Source organism: Anoxybacteroides voinovskiense, from assembly GCF_014196205.1.
GTDB lineage: Bacteria > Bacillota > Bacilli > Bacillales > Anoxybacillaceae > Anoxybacteroides > Anoxybacteroides voinovskiense.
The window spans coordinates 23,128-42,856 of sequence record NZ_JACIDE010000026.1; the positions used below are offsets into that span (position 1 = coordinate 23,128).

A 19,729-nucleotide genomic window follows, 5' to 3' on the forward strand; every position below is an offset into this window, starting at 1 on the left:
CGAGGGGAGTTATTTCCGAACTCCCTCGCTCATCTTTACGATAAATTCTTTTAGAAAGCGAGACGGGGACGCAACTTTTAACCGGCGCTGTGATGGAATAGAAAGAAAAACGCCATGTTGCGCCCTTGTAATGGCGACGTATAATAAGCGACGCTCTTCTTCTAATGGCAATATATCTCCATTTCGGTACGCTTCGAGCGCATAGTCATGTGGGATGCTTCCTTCGACCGCTCCTAAAACATAGACGTATTTGTATTCTAATCCTTTGGCGCGATGAATGGTCGAAAGTTGAATCGCGTGGTCGTGCTCGTTTACGTGTTTTGCTGTTTCCGTCATGTCATCGACGTGGCGAAGAAAGGCGGGCACGGTTTTAAATTTTTTCGCGGCTACTTTAACGTCACGAATGTCATCGGCGCCTCGTTCGATGGCGTTTCCGTCGTTGCCGCGTTTTTTCAGAAATTCGGAAAAGCCCATTTCTGTTTCCACTAATTCGATTGCCTCTAACGGTTTTAATTTCGCCAGCTGTTTAAAAAGCGGCACGATTGCCTTTAATTTTTTGCGCTGAAACGGCTGAATATTGGTTAGCTTGGTGAGCGCCTTAACAAGCGAACAATCTTCGAGAATGCTAAGTGCCCTTAGTTCTTGTAAAATCGTTTGTTTTAAAAATAGCGACACAAGTAAATCGTTCATTGCCTTTTCGTCGTTTGGATTTACGCTTAAGCGCAAATACGCAAGTAAATAGCGGACGAAGCGGCGCTCGTAAAACGATTCGCTGTCGCTTGCGAGCACAAACGGAAGGTTCGACTGGACAAGCCGCTCAAAAATTGCTCGCGAGGCGGCATTCGTGCGGTATAAAATCGCAAAATCAGCCGGATTTGCACCGTTTTTGAGTCGTTCTTTTATATCTTCAACGACCATTGTTGCTTCCTCTTCTTCGTCGTATGGAAAGAAGAAAAGCGGAAGCTCGTCGGACGAAAACTGGGCGTTCATTTGCTTTTTCCGCCGCGAGCGGTTGCGAGTGATGACTGCGTTTGCAAGCGAAACGATGCTATGGGATGAACGGTAGTTTTCCGTCAATGTAATGATTTTTGCTTCTGGATAGTGTTTGTCAAATTCAAGAATAAACGACGGGTCGGAGCCGCGAAACGAATAAATCGATTGGTCGTCATCCCCGACGACGCAAAGATTGCGCGTGTGTGCACATAAGAGATTAATAATGTCATATTGCACTTGGTTAATATCTTGAAATTCATCGATTAAAAAATAGCGAAATCGTTCTTGATAGCGCGCAAGCAGTGTCGGGCGCTCTAAAAGCATATCATAACAGCCGATGAGCATATCATCAAAATCAAACAGCTGACGGGCTTGTTTCATTTCTTCATACCGTTTGTATAAATAGACGGTTTGCGCTTCCCATTGTTCCGCTGGGTGGAGGTCATCGACGTTTGTGCGTGTATTTTTCCAGTACGAAATTCGCTGGAGCGCTTGGTCGTAGGCAAACTGCCGCTCATCTAATCCGATTTCGCGCCCTGCCTCTTTAATCATTTGTTCTTTTTGCCAATCCCATTTTAACAGGCGGCTTGTATGCCAGCGCTCGCGGTCTGTATGAGAAACCATGCGATAAAAGATGCTATGGAACGTACCGGATACAAGCGGTGAGACTACCGACGGCTGCATCCACGGATAAGAGAGGAGGCGAGCTTTCATTTCTTGTGCTGCTTTTGTTGTAAAGGTGACGAGCATAATGGCTGATGGCGAAATGCCTTTTTCGGCAATCATATACGCCGTTCGTGCCGTTAAGACGCGCGTTTTGCCACTTCCGGCGCCAGCAAGTACAAGCAGCGGTCCTTCTGTCGTCGTTACGGCCTGCAATTGTGCAGCGTCAAGAGAAACGCCTGACCGAGAAAGAAAATCATTTGTTTCTGCATGTGCTCTTCGGCTATGTTGCCGAAACGAAACAAGCGGCTCATAGGCGATAGGCATCTTCCATGACTGCTTGTTGGAACGAGAAGCGGAGCAGTTGACCCGTTCGTCGTGATAAAAGTGCGGCGGTTGTTGGATGCCTAAATATAGGTTGACTGGCTCTTTGCAGTGCACACAAACAATTTTCCCACGTAGCGCTGATTCGTAGACAGCTTCATATTTTTCGCGCGCAAGCACGGAAAGGTCAATCAGTTTTCCTTTGTATAATGCCCGTTCCATTGCAAAACTCCTTTTTCCGTTTCAATCAATCTCCATCATAACAAAACATACAATAAGAAAAAAGAATTTGTTCATGCGGAAGCAAATGTGACGAAAAGGAGGGGAAAATGAAACGAGTAGCGAGCTGTTTTCCGGTTGTCGCTGTTTGTTGCGAAAAGAGCGCAACGAAAGAAAAAAAGCGAGAAGCAGGCAAAAGATAAGGACCGTATGCACGGTCCTAAAGCGTTTTTACCATCGTGACGTGTGGAATGCCTGCATCCAAAAAAATATCGGAAATTGTTTCATAGCCGAGCTTTTTGTAAAACGGCTCGGCATGGGTTTGCGCATTTAGCTTTGCTTTTGTCGCACCATGTTGTTTTGCTACTTGTTCAATGTGCTCCATTAAAAGGCGACCGGCTCCTGTTTTTCTTGCGGTAGGCAAGACACAAATTCGCTCGATTTTCGCCGTTGTTTCATCTAACAAGCGAAACCTGCCTGCACCGATTGGCTTCGTTTCGTCATAAAGCACAAAATGAAGCGCTTCGTCTTCGAACTGGTCGATTTCTTCTTCAAGAGGAACGCGCTGCTCGTTTACGAATACGAGGTGGCGCACATAAAGCGCATCTTCATAAAGCGCCTCCCCTTTTTTTCCAAACATAACGTTCATTACGATTTTTCCTTTCCAAGCCGAAATGTTTCGTACACGGTCCAAGCGCCATCTTCGAGTTGATAAAGCAAATGGAAGCGGTCAGCTGTTTCGGAAAAGTGGACGGTCTGCATTTTTAGTTGTCCATAGACGTCAAAATATTCACCGTCGGATAAATCGCGTCCGATGGTAATATGTGGAACAAAAGCGAATTCTGGTTGGTCGGTGAAGATGCCGCTATATAATTTTTGATGTAAAGCCGTCAACGTTTCGTTCGGCTCGACTTTTAAATAAATGACTGTATTTGCTGGGTAAAACGAGCTAAATTTCGTAATCGTTAACGGGATAACATCCGTTTCTGCTGCGATTCGCTGCAGCTCTTGGACGATTTGGTCGATTTGTTGTTCATCTGCTTCAAACGCGCTTTTTAGTGTAATATGCGGCGGGATGAGCGCGTAATGGCTGTCGTAACGTTTGCGGTACGAATTGGCGAAATCTTGTACTCGTTTCGATGGAAAAATAGCAATACCATACTTCGTCATCGGAACCCCTCCTTATTCGGTATTATTTAATTATAACAAAATTTTGAAAAGGATGACAGCGTTATCTTTCGTTAGAGCGCAAGAATCGAAGCGAGCGCCTTCGGGAGATTTGGTTGCCAATATGTCCACGTATGGTCGCCGGCAAATTCTTCATACGTATAGTCAAATCCTTTTTGTAGAAAACGATCACGCGCGTGTCGGTTTGGAGTGACAAAATCGCGAACGCGACCGTCCGTTGTTTTGACAGCGGTTTCTTCGATGCCGATAGAATGGTACAGTTTAAGTAAATGCGGTTCGGTAAACTGCTCGATTTTTTCTAATATCGTGTCATTGATGTATGGCGATTGCATCGCGATTTTGCCAAACGTATGCGGATATGTAAGCGCTGTGATGAGCGATACAGTCCCACCGAGCGAATCGCCGATGAAGGCGCGTCCCATCCCCATTTGGTATGTCGGAAATTCTCGATCGATGAATGGCGCGAGTTCATTCGCCAAAAATTTGACGTAAGCGGCATGCTTTTTTCCGTTTGGATGGTATTTTTCATACCGGTCATCAACATTCGCATACGGAATGCCAACGACAATCGTGCGGTCAATCGCCCGTTCTTCCATGAGCTGTTCTACGACACGGCCTATTTTGCCAAACATAAAGTAATCTTTCCCGTCTTGCGCAATCAATACGGAATATTTATATAGTGGCGAAAATGTACTTGGCAAATAAATCAATAACGACACGTCTTCTCCTAATTCATGGCTATAAATCGTTTGCTCCGTCACGGTTCCTTTTTGAATAATCATCGTCTGCCCTCCAGATGTGAAATTCGTCTATTATTGTAGCATGCCCAGAGCACCTTGCACTAGCTTAGAGGTAAGAATAAAAAATTGCTTGCAAATTCCAAAAAAATCGTGTAAATTGATAGAAAATCAGAAAATTCTATATTGTTATTTGTTCTTATCAAGAGAAGCGGAGGGACTGGCCCTGTGAAGCTTCAGCAACCAGCCGGTATCGGCCAGGTGCTAAATCCAGCGAATTGGGTTCAATTCGGAAGATAAGAAGAAGCGTGTTTGTTTCGAGCAAAAAGCCTTCTTCTTAGAAGGCTTTTATTTTTTGGAAAGGAAGAGGAAATGATGAAAAATTTAGAGACATTGCTTGCGCAAATTGGCAATCGAAGCGAAACGGCGACAGGAACGGTTAATCCGCCGGTCTATTTTTCAACGGCATACCGTCATGAAGGAATTGGGCAGTCTACAGGGTTTGATTACATTCGCACAGGCAATCCGACACGCAAAATTGTTGAAGAAGCAATCGCAAAGCTAGAGGGCGGCGATCAAGGCTATGCTTTCAGCTCAGGAATGGCAGCGATTCAGACGGTGATGGCGCTGTTTGAAAGCGGCGATGAGTTTTTAGTATCCGCTGATCTTTACGGTGGGACGTATCGCCTGTTTGAAAAAGGGTGGCGGAAATATGGCTTGGTATTTCATTACGTCGATTTTCGCGACATATCTTTAGTGGAGAGTGCTATTACGGAAAAAACGAAAGCGATTTTTTTAGAAACGCCGACAAATCCGCTCATGCAAGAAACAGACATTAGCGAAGTAGCGAAGGTAGCGAAGCGGCACGGCTTGTTGCTCATTGTTGACAATACGTTTTATACGCCGGTCATCCAGCGTCCGATTGAAGAAGGGGCAGACATTGTCATTCATAGTGCGACGAAATATTTAGGCGGCCATAACGACGTATTGGCAGGGCTTGTTGTCGCGAAAGGTGAAGCGCTTTGTCAGCGGCTTGCCGAATATCATAACGCCATCGGAGCGGTGCTGTCGCCGTTTGACTCGTGGCTGCTTATTCGCGGGATGAAGACGCTCGCGTTACGGATGCGAAAGCATGAAGAAAATGCAAAAGCAATTAGTGAATTTTTAGCAGCGCATGAAGACGTGACGGACGTATTGTATCCAGGACGAGGCGGCATGTTATCGTTTCGTGTGCGCGACGAACGATGGGTGAATCGCTTTTTACAAAATTTACAGCTCATCACGTTTGCGGAAAGTTTAGGAGGCGTGGAAAGTTTTATTACGTATCCGGCGACGCAGACACATGCGGACATTCCAGAAGAAATTCGCGTAGCTAACGGCGTTTGTAATCGGCTGTTGCGCTTTTCAGTCGGCATTGAACACGCCGAAGATTTAATCGCGGATTTGTCGCAAGCTTTGAAAAAAATGAGGGAGGCGTAGCGAAATGGGCGAATCGTTTTCGTTTCAAACGAAGTTGTTGCATAACCGCTGGAAAATTGATGAGTATACCGGTGCCGTGAGCGTTCCGATTCAACATGCTTCGACGTTTCATCAAGCCGATTTTGATACGTTTGGAAAATATGACTATAGCCGTTCTGGAAATCCGACGCGCGAGGCGCTAGAAGCAACGATTGCGGAATTGGAAGGGGGAGTGCGCGGCTTTGCTTTTTCTTCCGGAATGGCGGCGATTTCTACCGCGTTTTTGCTGTTGTCTAAAGGGGATCATGTGTTAGTGACAGAGGACGTATATGGTGGTACGTACCGCATGATTACGGAAGTGTTAAGCCGCTTTGGCATTGAGTATACGTTTGTTGATATGACGGATTTGCATGAAGTTGCTTCCCATATTCGCCCGAATACGAAAGTCATTTACATCGAAACGCCATCGAACCCGTTATTGAAAATTACGGATATTCGTGGCATTGTCAAGCTTGCAAAAGCAAACGGCTGTTTGACGTTTTTAGATAATACGTTTATGACGCCGGCGTTGCAGCGCCCGCTTGATTTGGGTGTCGATGTCGTGCTGCATAGTGCGACGAAATTTTTAGCTGGGCATAGTGATGTGTTGGCAGGGCTTGCTGTTGTCAAAGACGAGGAGCTTGCGAAGCGGTTGTATAAGCTGCAAAATGCGTTCGGGGCGGTATTAGGTGTGCAAGATGCGTGGCTTGTGTTGCGAGGGTTAAAGACGTTGCACGTGCGCTTAAAGCAATCGTCGCAAACAGCGCTAGAGATAGCGCAATTTTTCGCAAAGCATCCAAAAGTAGAAGAAGTGTACTATCCAGGGCTTTCACACCATGCAGGTCATTCCATCCATCGGTACCAAGCGTCTGGATTTGGTGCGGTATTGTCGTTTCGCTTAGCGGATGAGGAAGCGGTTCGCACGCTTGTAAAGCATGTGAAAATTCCGGTCTTTGCGGTCAGTTTAGGAGCGGTCGAATCGATTTTGTCGTATCCAGCGAAAATGTCGCATGCGGCAATGCCAAAAGAAGAAAGAGAAAAGCGGGGGATTACGGACGGCTTGTTGCGGTTAAGTGTCGGGTTAGAAGCAGCGGAAGATTTAATGGCAGATTTTTCGGAGGCGCTCGCCTATGTGAAGGCGTCAGAAGCAGTTTCATAGGCTAGGGGATGCGTCCGCCTAGCCTATATAATGTCATCGAGCCGTTCGTGATGCATTTTTCGGTCGACGAGTTCGTCGAGCTGTTTTATTTTTTTCCAAGCAAGTGTTTCGTCGATTTTCCGGTAATGGTGTTTGCCGCCTGGTTCTTCGTCGGCTTCGTCTGCGAGCTTGATAATTGTTTGCAGCGGTTTTCGCTTAAATTCTCCTTCTGGGAGATAAGAGTCTGTATGCAAAAGAATGGCGAGGGCAATTTCTTTGGCGTTTTTCGGATGCTCGCCTAAACGGATTAATAGCTTGTGTGCTCGCTCGGCGCCTTTAATGGCGTGGATATCGTTTTGCTTATATTGCTCGTAGTCCCAAGTTCCGTTTGCATACCACTCATAATGGCCGATATCATGCAATAAGGCAGCTTTTGTCGCAAGATCGACATTGACGCCATATTGCAAGGCGAGACGATACGCATGATAAGCCGTGGCGATCGCATGGGCGATCCCAGACCGCTTTAAATATTTCTGTGCCACCGGATGGGCAAACACGTCTGCTAATGTGACGTATCTCATCAACATCCCCTCCGTTTCAAGTGTTTCTTTTCATCATAGCATAAAAAAGAAACATAGGACAATAGGCGATTGTCTGGCAGATTGTATATTCGTGATAATGATACAAGCTCGAGCCAAACCAACGTTCTTTGGTTAGCTTTAAACGCTGTTAATCGAAATTCCATTCCTCTTTTCTCTCCGAACAACAAGTTGCTTTCTAAGTTAAAAAAGTGGGAAGAAAATTTTTTTAAAAAAAGTATTTGACAAATCGTATTTGCGTCTATATAATTAGAAATGTGTTCGATAGAGCATATGAATACGATTCCGTAGCTCAGCTGGGAGAGCGCTACCTTGACAGGGTAGAGGTCGCTGGTTCGAGCCCAGTCGGAATCATCAGAATAGTTGTATCAATGGTTCGCTCAATATTCACAACATTGAAAAATGTTGTGGTCGTAGCGAAACTTGCTACAATACGGGTAAACCACTTCACAGAAATGTGAGGTGGTTTTTTTTGTTGCTTAAATTTGCAATTCAAGATTTTTTAGATGACAGAAAATTTAAAAATGTAACTCCTAAAACGATTGAAACGTATCAAAACATCTTAAAGCATTTTTTAGATTTTTGTATTGAAAATGGAATAGTGAATGTTCAAGATGTGACTTCAAGTATAATCAAAAAATATTTACTCTACTGTAAAGAAATAGGAAATGTATCTACTACTACAAACACAAAACTTCAACGAATTAAAGCATTTTTCAATTATATGATCGAAATTGAAGTGATAAACAAGAATCCAGCCGAAAAATTTCAGCGTGCTAAAGAAGATGTGAAAATTGACGTTTTTTCCGATTATCACATTAAGCAAATGTTAAATTATTACAGACGAATCAAACAAAGAGAAAAGGCGTTCTATGCTTATCGTGATTATTCGATCATCGTAACGTTATTAGGCACGGGTTTACGATTGAGCGAACTCTGTTCGCTGAAATGGGCAGATGTTGATTTTGTCAATCATACTATGACCGTTTTCGGCAAAAGTCGGAAACGTGAAACTATTCCGATGACCGAAAAATTCTCTAAAGAGTTAGCATCTTACAAATTGTATTGTGAACAATATTTCGGTGCTGAAAATTTGAGTGAGTATGTTTTTACAAACAGATACAATAAGAAACTTACCCCGAACGCAGTACAAAATATTTTCAAACGCTTAGCAAAGATCATGAATTTCAAGGATGTACGTCTATCAGCACATACATTCAGACACACATTTTGTCATCGGTTAGCCATGTCGGGAATGTCGGCATTTGCCATTCAGAAACTCATGCGACACCAAAATATCAACGTCACAATGCGTTACGTTGCTATGTGGGGGAACGATTTAAGAGAACAAAATGATAAATATAATCCTTTAAACAATCTAGACATTTAAGCGGGAGGGGTAAAAATGAAAACAATTCAAGTGACTGAAACCGAACTAGCGACATTGAAAGCGGTGCTATACGCACAAATTCAGCAGATGAAGCGTGAAAAAGCAAACGGGGCTAATGTAGATGATCTTCTAGAACAGTACCAACAAGCATTTGAAGCATTGAATTTTGCAAAATGAAAAAAGTGGGAGTGATGACGCAAACATCACTCCCATAGGATAGATATAACTAAACATACGACTAATTAAATCCTACAATTTTTTAAAATAAAAATCAAGTAGGTTTATTTAGTTATATCTATCCTATCGAACATACGTTTGATAGGAGGAATGAAAAAATGAAAGCAGGAAGCATTGAGCAATTTAAACATTTATCACAGTTTCGGGATATTCGTGACTTCAATAATCAGATCGAGCAATGGATGATTGACCTTAAATCAAAATTTACAAAGAGTGAACTTATCGCTTTAAAGCGTATAATTCGTTTCAGTGCCAAAATTGCCGGCGTTTGTAACGCAAAAATTCAAACGCTTGTTTCCGCATGTCATGAAGCAGGTCATGAAATTTCACGTTCTACTTTCGAGCGTATGTTGCGAAAAGCCAAAAAATTCGGTCTTTTGATTGTCTACAATACAAAAAAAGAAAACGGTAAACAAGCACACAATGTCTATGTATTTCAGCGATACACTTCTATTTCATCTACAAATGACGTAGCAGAAAATGCGAAAATTGACGGAGCAGAAAACTATCATTCTTCTTTTGAAACTAACAATAATATAAATAAACGTACAGAGAACGTTGAAACAGAAGATACTCTCGACGCTTCATATACTTCTTCAAGAGTACCAGTCCAATTTCGCGACTTTGTACGTTGTTTTTGGAATGATTTTACAATTATAGAGGAATTATGGAAGGTTATTCAAATTCAAACATACTACTATACGTATATGACGCTAGAAGAAAAGACACAACTCGGCATTTCGGCACTCAAACAAATGATTCGGAATTTGAAACGTGGACGTAAAATCATAAACATTTTCGGCTATTTCTATGCGATTGTGTCGGCTCTACTCGATCGTGAAGCGCAAGAAGCGTGGCGTGAAATGATGTGGGAAGTGGCATAAAAAAACACTTGACAAAGAAAACGCTTATTTCTCAATACTTTTTCTACACTTTTGCGAAATTTGTCGAAAAGTTTTTTCGTAAATTGTGACAAATTTGTGAACAAATATGTAAATAAATGGTAAATTTAAGTGGTGTTTCGAAAAAAATCGCGAAAAATTTTCGTTTAAAAAGCAATATTATAGGAAGGTATGCAATAAAAATATAATTTAAGGAAAAATCCTAAAAAATTTTCATTTAAAAACCTATATTATGAAAGGTATGTAAAAATTGTAGATAATATTGTGTCGAAAAAATGGGAGAAATTAAGGATTTTTCACAGAATATATAATTATGAGGTGATAATTACAGGAAAAATCGTAAAAATTTTTCATTTTAAAAGCTATATTATGAGGAGTATAAAATTTCGGCGAAAAATCCTAAAAAATTTTCCTAAAAAAAGCAATAATATGAAAGATATGTACTAAAAATATAATTTAAGGAAAAACCCTAAAAATTTTCTGTTTAAAAAGCAATATTATGAAAGGTGTGTATTAAAAATATAATTTGGGCAAAAATCCTAAAAATTTTTCATTTAAAAACCTATATTATGAGGAGTATAAAATAAAAATATAATTTGGGCAAAAATCCCGAAAATTTTTCGTTTTAAAACCTATATTATGAAAGGTATGTATATTTTTCATTGATTGCCGATTTAATCGACAATGAATGAAGGGTATATCTCCCTTCCTCAACAATACGAGATTCTTTCATGTATCAATGCAAAGTTTTACTAATTCACTTTTTCGCCTCCATTTTCTTGGAGTGGGCTTTTGCCTACTCTTTTTTTTTATCTCTTTTTTTCTCATATTTATTACTTTTTGGAAAGGGGGCGTTGACATTGGATATTTCATCTATTCCATTAGAGCAATTCGCAACAAATGGTGTATTCGCTTTATTATTCGTTTGGTTGCTCGCGGATACACGAAAAGAGGCAAAACAACGAGAAGAAAAACTTCTCGCACAAATCGAAAAACAGAATGAAGCACAAGAGCGTATCGTCCAAGCAATCGAACGAATTGAGAAAAAAATCGAAAAAATGGAGGTGTCAATGAATGGCTGAAATTACGTCAAGCGGATATATTTCTATTCGTGAGCATATCGTAGGAAATTGGAAGAAAGTTGTATTGCTCACATCTGACAATATTCAAGTTTTCTCAACAAACATCGGCGGCACAAAAGCAAGTTGGACGCATACAAAAAGCACAGAAGAAAAAGTAGTCGGATATAACGATTTTGGAGAACCTATCACTGAACAAGTCGCCGTTGAATCGAATCCAAACATGGAAATAACTGTAACTGTAACTGGTGCAGATGTGATGGGTACAGTATCAAAAGTGAGAGTACTTGACACGCAAAATCGTATCATGACAGAAGAAACATTCTCACCGTTCACATTTGAAAATAGTGCAGATGAGTTGACATTGAAAGTTAAAATCCAAGTGCCGCAACAATAGGCGGTGATTAATATGTATATTGAAGTCATTTCAGTCGTTAAAAAAATAATTTCAGATACAAATAGAAGCGAACAAGTGAAAAAAGAGAGCCGACATGTCACGTCATATATATATCCTATCCAGACGCAAATACAGCGTCATAGACGCGAATTTGTCGAGGTGAATAGTTTTATATTTCCTGTCACTTCAGAAGCCCGTATAAGCGAAAATCAAACGCTTTCAAAACATGAGAATAGAAATATCGCGTCATATGTACGTCATATGTCGTCATATGCGACAGCGCAGACAACACAAAAAAAAGAAAATATACATATATATGCTCATGCGACAGTATATGAAAATATATCCACGACACATGTCGCTGAACATCGTTCATATGCTCACAGTATTGAAAATCCTTCTTTTACGGAGGTGACATGATGGCACTTGCAGGCGATACTGTACGGTTGAGATGTCATTTTCGCAGTTTCGATGGGCAAAATATTGATCCTGCTGATGTGAAGTTGCGAATATATGACACCCAAAAACAATTGATTGAAGAATTTATTTTAGATGATTCCCAAAAAGAGAATGTGGGGATTTTTTATTTTGATTATATACTCCCCGATGACAAACAAGAAATTATTTTCGAGTTTCGAGGGTTATATGATGGGAAACCTATCCTCACACGAGGACAGGTAAAAATCAAATATATTTAATGAAAATGGAGGTATGAAGTATGAGTGAAAAAGTAGTACAAGAACAAACTCAAGAGCAACAAGAACAAGAGCAAACACAACAACAAGAGCAACAAGAGCAACAAGTAGATATGAAAACATATCTCGAACTAGTCGAAAAAATTTCAAAAATGGAACAAACACTTGCGAATGAAGCAGAAAAAGCGCAAAAAATTGCTGAAAAAGAGCAAGAACTATTTCAAAAGCAAGTGCAATTGACATTGAAAGAAAATGGACTAGATAAATTTGCAGATATTGTCAAAGTATCTAATGAAAATGAATTGGCTGATGTAGTGAAGAAACTTCAAAATATCGTTAACGAAATTCGTATCGAAAGTGGTTATGTACCTGCCGATCATGTCAAAACTGATGAATATAGCGTATATGAAAAAAAGAAAGACGTGGCAGGTATGATTGCCACTAAAATTTCTAAATTATTCCAATAATAATAATAATAGGAGGATGATAATATGTTTAAATCTGCAAACTTTACGAATGCTGAACTTGTGAATTTGTCTAAAGAAATCGCGGTGATCGGAGTGCAAGCAACACCATTCACTTCACTTCTTCTTGCAAAAGGTTTTGAAAAAGCGACTTCTACTATCTATACATGGCGTGAAAAAACTCTTTCTCATGATGAAGATATTTCAGCAGTTGAAGGTAGCGAAACAACTGTATTCACAGAAAGTGGACGCAGAGAATTGAACAATGTACTAGAAATTTTCAAGAAAGGTGTGAGCGTTTCAGGTACGGCTCAAGCGATGCAAACAGCACAATTTGCAAATGAAGTTTCTGACCGTTTGCTTGAACTCAAAATTAACATTGAGAAAAAATTCATCACTGGCGTGAAAGATGATGGCTCAAGCACTGGAAAGCGTCAAATGGGTGGACTCATTTCATTTGCAGATCCTGCTAACGCTGTCAACGTGACCGATACAGTTACAGAAGATACCGTAAAAGAAGTGATGAAGAAATTATGGCTACAAGACCTTGCTGAAGGGAACTACTATGCACTTGTCAATGCTGAAATCAAGGAACAGATTGATAGTATTTACAAAGATCGTTATTCATATCAACATGTCACTAACGATTTTGGGCTTGTAGTCGATTCAATTCAAACTAATTACGGAACGTTGAATATGATTTTAAGTAAACATGTTCCAGCCGACAAAATGGTTGTGTTCAATGATGCATATGTACGTGCTGTATTCTTGCGTGAGCCGATTTTCGAGCCACTCGCAAAAACAGGTGACAGCGTCAAAGGACATGTCATCGCAGAAGCAACATTGAAGATCGCTTCTCCAAAAGCCGTTGCCGTCGTAACGGTTGCTTAATTAAGTACATAGTCAAAAAGGGGATACTTGCATTTTGCTTGTATCCTCTTTTTTTATAAAAAATTTACTCATATTTTTGACAGGAGGTGAAATGAAATGAATATCAAATTGCGTGATGAGTATCTTTTGAAGCGCAGGAAAAAACACATTTCGCAAAAAGAACTAGCAGAATATCTCCAATGCTCTCAGTCGTTACTTTCGAGATATGAACGCGGAGAATGCGGCATGAATCGAGAAAAAGAGAAAATGTATAGAGAGTATATTGATAAAAAATAGAAAAATAAAACACATATTTTATTAAAAAGAAACTGGAGGTGAAAAAGTGAAGAAAGACGTACGAAACACGTCATGACCACTCCTTTTATTCCGAAAAATATAAAATTTTCTTTGGAATAAAAGGAGAAAATCTAATACTGAATAAAGAGTATTAGATGGTTATGATGTTTTAAAAAATTCAATATATATTTAGAAAAAATAAGTAATAAATTGGATATAGGAGTGGGAGTGTTTCTCTTTCTTTCACTTGTGAAAGATGAAAAAAGAAATTAGAGAACTATTCCCAAAATGGATTGACGAAACAAACATAAAATATGACCTAATTCTCGGTGATGATGTCGATAGTAGTATTGGATGTAACTTATTAAAAGTTATTACTAACAACAAATGGGATATAAACTATTTTTATGATTTTCAAAACTTCTATCGTCACGAAAAAACAGAAAATAAAACGATTGGCGTTGATATGGCGTTTTTGAAAAAAGTACGATGTTTTGATAATCATTTAAGTAAACGAACGAAAAATGATATATATAATGAACTTTGTGCGAATTTGAATCTTGTATATAATGTTTCATGTGAAAACTATACAAAAAAATATTCAATGTCAACGTTGATGTTAATTATGAGTTTATACGATATTCCGTTGCCAAAAACGACAGAAGGTAAAGAAATTTTGCTTGCAATAGATACTGCGTTCAAGGGGTTTTATTCTGAAACTTTTAGACCGATTCATACCAACTGGTTAGAAACGCTCGGATATACTGAATTGATTGACGTTCTTAAACAAAGAGATGCAAAATATTTTTATGAGATTATTCAGCAATATGGACTACATAAAAAAATATACATAGACGAAAACGGCTGTTTGCAATCGGAAATTCGATTCGGTGCAATTCAGCCGTTTTTTGATTTTGAAATAGGGTTGCCGGAACAACAATTTAAACTGATTAAACAGTGCAAAAGAGCAAATCATGATGTATCGAAACAGATGCCCGAAAGAGAACGGATTATTTCTCTCGCATACACAAAAAGAGATTTTGTATCTTATACATATTATTAACGGAGGTAATCAGATATGAAAAAGGAATATTTCTTTTGCTATGACCAACGGCTTGCCGATTTTTTGAGGTATGAAAAGAATATTGAATACATTACAAAAGCACGAAGCGTTAAAAACAACTTCATTTTCTATCTTTTTGAAAAATCTGATCTACTACAAACCGCTATTGACGAGTGGTTAAAAAAAGGGGTACAATAAAGACCGAAATTTAACTAGTTAATTTTTGGGTCGAATTGTGACCATTTTTTAACTAGGGTAGTTAAATTTTGGTCATTTTCGTGACCATTTTTTAACTAGTGGTAGTTAAATTTTGGATCTAAAATTGACCAAAAGTTAACTGTATAACAGATATACTATAATAAACAGATAAACTTACTTACTAACAGATAGGGTAAGTGAGTAAGTTTTAAAGTTAATCTAATTAATATAAGGAGGAATCTAATATGTATATTAAAATCTATAATGTATTCACTCAATTCAACCATGAACAAAAAATTAACGCAAATGAATTGTATTTGTATAGTTATCTGTATACACTTCAAACATACGAAAACAAAGTATATACAAATATTGATTTATTGACACAACTAATCCCATTTAATTCAAAAAAATCACAAAACATTAAAAAGATCAAAGAGATTCTCGATTCACTTAAATGCAAACATATCATTCAATTTAATGACGTTTCAAGTAATAATGAAATTCTTATCATTCAATTTCAAAATATTGATGGTGGCTATGAACCGATTACATATGAGAAATTTCGTTCGTTTTCTGATGTATATGATTATTACATTTACGTTTGTGTGGCAAGAACAAAAGAAAAAATGGTTGAATATTCAATTTCACAATGGGAAACACTACTTGAACTTTCCAGACCGCAGACGGTTGCAAAATTGAGAATGGTAATTGACAAAGGAATTATTTGTAAACGCGAAGGAAAATATACAGATGAAGAAGCGCGGAATGGACAGAAAAAACAAGAAAAAAATGTGTACTATATTCCTGTCAAAGAAAAAGATGTTGCCAAACAAGTGACAACATCACAAAAAGAAATCGTTCAAACTGTCCAAGAAAATAATAACACAAAAGTCAAAGAAAATCAATGTCAAACTGAAACACGTCAACATAATTGGTATGAACATGGTTCTACACTCGATGAATATGACTTCTATGTATATATGACGACGAATGATGAGAAGTTGAAAAAGGCGGCAGAAAAACGTATTCGAGCATTAGAAAAAAGCGAAAAAGGAAAATATATCGTTGAACAGTTGAAAAAATCGGCTGAGCACCGTGTGAAAGATGAAAAGCAGAAAGCAGAAAAAGAAAATATGAAACATATGAAAAATGCTGTACGAATGAAAAATAGTGATATTGTTGAGGTTGATGAGAAAAATATAGATCGAATTGATGTGAATGATGTAGAGAGTATTTTCTATTCAACAAACGAATATCTCGATGATGAAATGAAAATGTCATCGTTCCAACCAGTTGTAAACGAAAATGGAAAACATGTACATGAAAATCGTTCAGATATGATATGCAGAGGATGGGAAATGTATGTCGAACATGTGAAAACTGGTGCGATGATGACATATGAAAAAGGAATAGAAATCAAAAATCAAGTGTTTGACGAATTTTTTCCGCCTCAAATAGATGATCGAGAAGAAGAAACAGAGTGGCAAAGAAAAGCACGCGATGAAAATCGAAAGAAGGTACTCGAGAGTTTTAGTTTTGCAAAACTAAAACAGAAAGATGACGAAGATGACTGGAGTTGGCTAGATGAATTAAGTTAATGGGCTAGCAAAACACTAGTCCATTTTTTTTATTAATCAAATAAAGGGGGAACTCATATGAATCGTTTAGATCTATTATTTCTTCAAGTATCAAATATAAAGTTAAATCTTTTAGAACAACAAATGATAACTAGAGATGTAAAAAACGAATTGAAACGGCTAGAAAGATATATTCAAACAAAGGAGGAAAAATAATATGCGTAACATCGGCATTCATAAAGCACTTGAAAGCGTGGACTGGCGGAAACGAGCATACTTCCAACGAAAATTTCAAATCAAAACACCGAAAAATGAACATATTTTGCGTATGACTGATGAAGAATTTTTGCGATGGGCAGAACGAAAAACGATGACGGTGTTTGAGAATTGGGAGCAGACGGATGAGTATTTTTCGCTCTATCTCGAATACATGAAAGGAAAAATGCAACGTGACCTTGAAACAGTGTATGACATTGTGACGGAAAAAGCAAAGCAGGGTGATGAAAAGGCGGTGAAACTTTTTCTCCAACTTCATTCAGAAGTACAGAAACTTCAACGTGAAATGAATCGGAAACCGAAAGTGAAGAAAGATGAGTCGGTGCAAGAAATTGATGAAGATGATGAGTTAGAAATTTAAATCAGACAATATGTCTGTTTTAAGCAGGGTATCAGAATTGATACATTGCTTTTTTGTTTACAGGAGGTGAAATGATGGCTAAAAAATTGACGAAAGAGGAAAAATTGCAGATTATTCAAAATGATTTTAAACTGTTTGCAAAAAATTTCATAAAAATCATCGACAACAATGGTGATACAGTACCATTCGTATTGAATCCCGAACAAGAAAAATATATTAATGAGATGGGAAAATACAACATCATTCTCAAAGGGCGACAAATCGGCTTCACGACACTATCTCTTGCTTATATGTTGTATAGTGCATGCACAAAACCCGATACAAACTATATTATTATGACTCATCATGCGTCTGTATCGAAATCTCTTTTCGTAAAACTCAAGAAAATGTATAAAAATCTTCCTCATGGGAAATATAATTTATTTCCCAAAGCGTTATTAAACAATCGTGATGAATTATACTTGGAAAATGGAAGTCGTATCATCATCGCAACGGCGCAGGGTGAAGATGCAATTTCGGGAAACACGTTCCAATTCATACACCTTTCTGAAATGGCAAAATATCCAAACGATGTGCAAGAGGAAATCATCGCAACATGTATTCCAGCGCTCGCAAAGAATGAATCGTCAATGATATGGATCGAATCGACAGCGTTCGGTTTTAACACGTTCCAAGAAATGTTTATGAAGGCGTACAGAGATAGAGAGAGTGTGTGGAAGGCATTTTTCTTCAGTTGGCTTGCTGAAGCATATACGAAACAGTTTAAACATACATTTGACGAGGCGGAAGCATGGTGGAAAGCGAAGAACAACGGTAGACGAATGACATATGATGATCTTGAGCATGATGAAAAGATTTTACGTGACAAATACGGGGCTACATATCGACAACTCATGTTTCGACGATATTATGTTGAAACGAATAGTTTAGAGAAGTTTAGACGTGAATTTCCGACGACACCAGATGAAGCATTCCAAGAGAGTACGAAAAGTGTATTTGATATTGCGAAAGTGATTGAAAAAATACAATATGCTATTCCGCCGATAGAAACGAAAGATGTATATGATGAATTGCCGGACGTACTTAAACAATATGTAAACAAAAATCTATTCATTTATCATCTTCCAAAACCGAAAACAAAATACTATGTAGGTGTGGACGTGGCAAGCGGACAGGGTGGCGACTATTCGACTATGTCTATTTTTGATGAAGAAGGGCAACAAGTAGCAAGTTTTTATGCGAATGATATTGCAGTATACAAGTTTGCAGAGATTGTTGATGCTTTAGGAAAGTTTTATAATTATGCTTTTATTTGTGTGGAACGTAACTCGTACGGTTTGCCGTTGCTGGAGAGATTAAGAAAAGATTACGGTTATTTAAATCTTCTCAAACAAAAAGTATTTGACCAAAAAGGAAAACGTAAAATGCAGTTAGGTTTTCAAACGACGAATACAACAAAACCGATCATTATCAACGACATGAAAGAAATGTTTGAGTTGGGTATGATTAATATTGAATGTGTTAGAACGCTTGAGGAGATGAAAATCTATCAAGAAGATGCGAAAGGGCGTACTAATGCGAAAAAAGGCGTAAAAAATCATGATGACCTTGTGATTGCCGTTGCGATGGCAGTACAAGCAATGAAACAGGGAAAATATTATGTTGAAATCTAGTCGTCACATGAGTGATGACTTTTTATTTTTATATTGAAAGGGGTCGATATATATATGAATCTTCAACAATATATCAAAGAATATCACGATGGGCGCGGTGATTGGTTTGTTGAGGAAGTACAATCAGTACAAGCACAACAAAGAGTAATGAATGTAATGAATTTAAAAGAATATCTTGACGGAAAACATCGCATATTGATGAAACCGAATGAGAGGTTCGGCGGGAAAGAATACGAACCGAGAAAGATTGTCCTGAATCATGCACTAATGCTGTTAAATTTTCAAACGTCGTTTTTGCTTCAGAATCCTATTACAATTACGGGACACGAACGAATCGTAAACGAATATCAAAAAGTAAACAAACGAGGTAAATATGATCGGTTGAATTATAAGATTTTAGACAAAATGCTCAAATATGGGCAAGTGTATGAGTATGTGTATTTTGACCGAAATACGATTAAATCAAAGTTGATTGATGCAAGTGAAGGTTATCCTATTTTTAATGATGAAAATGAAATGATTGCATTTGTACAGGCGTACACGGTGAATGGTGTAGATTATTATATTTTATACACAGATGATACGGTTGAAACTTATGATAACAAAGGTGGAGAATTACGCCTAACTGGAAGATATGCGAATTTATCGGGATTGCCTTGCGTCTATAAAACGACAAATGAAGTGAATGAGAATGAGGGAAAAAGTGAATTAGAGAATTGGATGAGTATTTTAGATTCACTTGAGGATCTATTAAGTAAAGCAACCGATGCATACTACAAATTTATTACGGGTATTCCTGTAAATTATCATTTTATCCCCGAATAAAACGCCTTCTTTTTTGCAAATTCCTTCGGAATGTCCCCCTCCCCTTTTCTGAAACAGTATGCTA

General features: G+C 38.4%; 24 protein-coding genes, 1 tRNA gene and 1 riboswitch. Of the genes, 20 read left to right on the forward strand and 5 right to left on the reverse strand.

The genetic code is table 11. From position 1 onward, the window contains the following. Positions 1–9 precede the first annotated feature (9 nt). The 4 genes from GGR02_RS14515 to GGR02_RS14530 all read right to left on the reverse strand — a co-directional run bounded on the left by GGR02_RS14515 (position 10) and on the right by GGR02_RS14530 (position 4,169). A complete protein-coding gene (locus GGR02_RS14515; RefSeq protein ID WP_183185695.1) occupies positions 10–2,202 on the reverse strand; it encodes an ATP-dependent helicase in 2,193 nt (730 codons plus the stop codon). A 217-nt stretch (positions 2,203–2,419) separates the two neighbouring features. After that, entirely contained in the window at positions 2,420–2,848 is a 429-nt protein-coding gene (locus tag GGR02_RS14520) for a GNAT family N-acetyltransferase (RefSeq protein WP_183185696.1), read from the reverse strand. Continuing rightward, positions 2,848–3,369, reverse strand: a complete 522-nt coding sequence (locus tag GGR02_RS14525) for a YjcG family protein (RefSeq protein ID WP_183185697.1) — start codon at positions 3,367–3,369, stop codon at positions 2,848–2,850. The genes GGR02_RS14520 and GGR02_RS14525 overlap by 1 nt, the downstream gene beginning before the upstream one ends. 71 nt (positions 3,370–3,440) lie before the next feature. Further along, on the reverse strand, positions 3,441–4,169 hold the full coding sequence (locus tag GGR02_RS14530) for an alpha/beta hydrolase (RefSeq protein ID WP_183185698.1): 729 nt from the start codon (positions 4,167–4,169) through the stop codon (positions 3,441–3,443). Positions 4,170–4,320: 151 nt separating this feature from the next. After that, positions 4,321–4,427, forward strand: a riboswitch (SAM riboswitch). A gap of 72 nt (positions 4,428–4,499) precedes the next feature. Here GGR02_RS14530 and GGR02_RS14535 point away from each other — a divergent pair. Continuing rightward, a complete protein-coding gene (locus GGR02_RS14535; protein WP_183185699.1) occupies positions 4,500–5,603 on the forward strand; it encodes a methionine biosynthesis PLP-dependent protein in 1,104 nt (367 codons plus the stop codon). Positions 5,604–5,607: 4 nt separating this feature from the next. Further along, the gene (gene metC, locus GGR02_RS14540) at positions 5,608–6,780 is read left to right on the forward strand and encodes a cystathionine beta-lyase (RefSeq protein WP_183185700.1); all 1,173 of its coding nucleotides are present in this window, start codon (positions 5,608–5,610) and stop codon (positions 6,778–6,780) included. 23 nt (positions 6,781–6,803) lie between these two features. Here the strand turns inward: metC and GGR02_RS14545 are convergent, their stop codons facing one another. After that, positions 6,804–7,340 (reverse strand): HD domain-containing protein, encoded by a 537-nt coding sequence (locus tag GGR02_RS14545; protein WP_183185701.1) that lies wholly within the window; start codon positions 7,338–7,340, stop codon positions 6,804–6,806. A 299-nt stretch (positions 7,341–7,639) separates the two neighbouring features. On the opposite strand from GGR02_RS14545, the gene GGR02_RS14550 reads away from it, so the two are divergent. From GGR02_RS14550 to GGR02_RS14635, 18 genes are all read left to right on the forward strand, one after another. Continuing rightward, positions 7,640–7,712 (forward strand) — tRNA-Val (locus GGR02_RS14550). Between the two features lie 118 nt (positions 7,713–7,830). Continuing rightward, entirely contained in the window at positions 7,831–8,748 is a 918-nt protein-coding gene (locus tag GGR02_RS14555; protein WP_221210880.1) for a tyrosine-type recombinase/integrase, read from the forward strand. A 15-nt stretch (positions 8,749–8,763) separates the two neighbouring features. Continuing rightward, positions 8,764–8,925, forward strand: a complete 162-nt coding sequence (locus GGR02_RS14560) for a hypothetical protein (protein WP_183185703.1) — start codon at positions 8,764–8,766, stop codon at positions 8,923–8,925. Positions 8,926–9,083: 158 nt separating this feature from the next. Then, complete coding sequence (locus GGR02_RS14565; protein WP_183185704.1) at positions 9,084–9,869, forward strand: hypothetical protein; 786 nt, start codon at positions 9,084–9,086, stop codon at positions 9,867–9,869. An 878-nt stretch (positions 9,870–10,747) separates the two neighbouring features. Next, positions 10,748–10,969: a BhlA/UviB family holin-like peptide gene (locus GGR02_RS14570; protein ID WP_183185705.1), complete on the forward strand. Its 222-nt coding sequence runs from the start codon at positions 10,748–10,750 to the stop codon at positions 10,967–10,969. After that, positions 10,962–11,363 carry a hypothetical protein gene (locus GGR02_RS14575; RefSeq protein ID WP_183185706.1) on the forward strand — a complete coding sequence of 134 codons (402 nt, stop codon included), beginning with the start codon at positions 10,962–10,964 and terminating at the stop codon, positions 11,361–11,363. The genes GGR02_RS14570 and GGR02_RS14575 overlap by 8 nt, the downstream gene beginning before the upstream one ends. Before the next feature lie 12 nt (positions 11,364–11,375). Further along, positions 11,376–11,783, forward strand: coding sequence for a hypothetical protein (locus tag GGR02_RS14580; RefSeq protein WP_183185707.1), 408 nt, complete (start codon positions 11,376–11,378; stop codon positions 11,781–11,783). After that, complete coding sequence (locus GGR02_RS14585; RefSeq protein ID WP_183185708.1) at positions 11,783–12,061, forward strand: hypothetical protein; 279 nt, start codon at positions 11,783–11,785, stop codon at positions 12,059–12,061. Before GGR02_RS14580 ends, GGR02_RS14585 begins: the two co-directional genes overlap by 1 nt. A 20-nt stretch (positions 12,062–12,081) precedes the next feature. Further along, on the forward strand, positions 12,082–12,525 hold the full coding sequence (locus tag GGR02_RS14590; RefSeq protein WP_183185709.1) for a hypothetical protein: 444 nt from the start codon (positions 12,082–12,084) through the stop codon (positions 12,523–12,525). A 24-nt stretch (positions 12,526–12,549) separates the two neighbouring features. Then, positions 12,550–13,413 (forward strand): DUF5309 domain-containing protein, encoded by an 864-nt coding sequence (locus GGR02_RS14595; protein ID WP_183185710.1) that lies wholly within the window; start codon positions 12,550–12,552, stop codon positions 13,411–13,413. 96 nt (positions 13,414–13,509) lie between these two features. Beyond that, a complete protein-coding gene (locus tag GGR02_RS14600) occupies positions 13,510–13,689 on the forward strand; it encodes a helix-turn-helix domain-containing protein (RefSeq protein ID WP_183185711.1) in 180 nt (59 codons plus the stop codon). A gap of 256 nt (positions 13,690–13,945) precedes the next feature. After that, complete coding sequence (locus GGR02_RS14605; protein ID WP_183185712.1) at positions 13,946–14,752, forward strand: hypothetical protein; 807 nt, start codon at positions 13,946–13,948, stop codon at positions 14,750–14,752. 15 nt (positions 14,753–14,767) lie between these two features. After that, positions 14,768–14,950: a hypothetical protein gene (locus tag GGR02_RS14610; protein ID WP_183185713.1), complete on the forward strand. Its 183-nt coding sequence runs from the start codon at positions 14,768–14,770 to the stop codon at positions 14,948–14,950. A 245-nt stretch (positions 14,951–15,195) separates the two neighbouring features. Then, entirely contained in the window at positions 15,196–16,551 is a 1,356-nt protein-coding gene (locus GGR02_RS14615; protein ID WP_183185714.1) for a hypothetical protein, read from the forward strand. 57 nt (positions 16,552–16,608) lie between these two features. Then, on the forward strand, positions 16,609–16,746 hold the full coding sequence (locus GGR02_RS14620; RefSeq protein ID WP_183185715.1) for a hypothetical protein: 138 nt from the start codon (positions 16,609–16,611) through the stop codon (positions 16,744–16,746). Between the two features lies 1 nt (position 16,747). Beyond that, positions 16,748–17,167 (forward strand): hypothetical protein, encoded by a 420-nt coding sequence (locus GGR02_RS14625; RefSeq protein WP_183185716.1) that lies wholly within the window; start codon positions 16,748–16,750, stop codon positions 17,165–17,167. 74 nt (positions 17,168–17,241) lie between these two features. Continuing rightward, positions 17,242–18,840 carry a terminase large subunit domain-containing protein gene (locus GGR02_RS14630; protein WP_183185717.1) on the forward strand — a complete coding sequence of 533 codons (1,599 nt, stop codon included), beginning with the start codon at positions 17,242–17,244 and terminating at the stop codon, positions 18,838–18,840. A 54-nt stretch (positions 18,841–18,894) separates the two neighbouring features. Beyond that, positions 18,895–19,665 carry a phage portal protein gene (locus GGR02_RS14635; RefSeq protein WP_229706235.1) on the forward strand — a complete coding sequence of 257 codons (771 nt, stop codon included), beginning with the start codon at positions 18,895–18,897 and terminating at the stop codon, positions 19,663–19,665. Positions 19,666–19,729 lie beyond the last annotated feature (64 nt).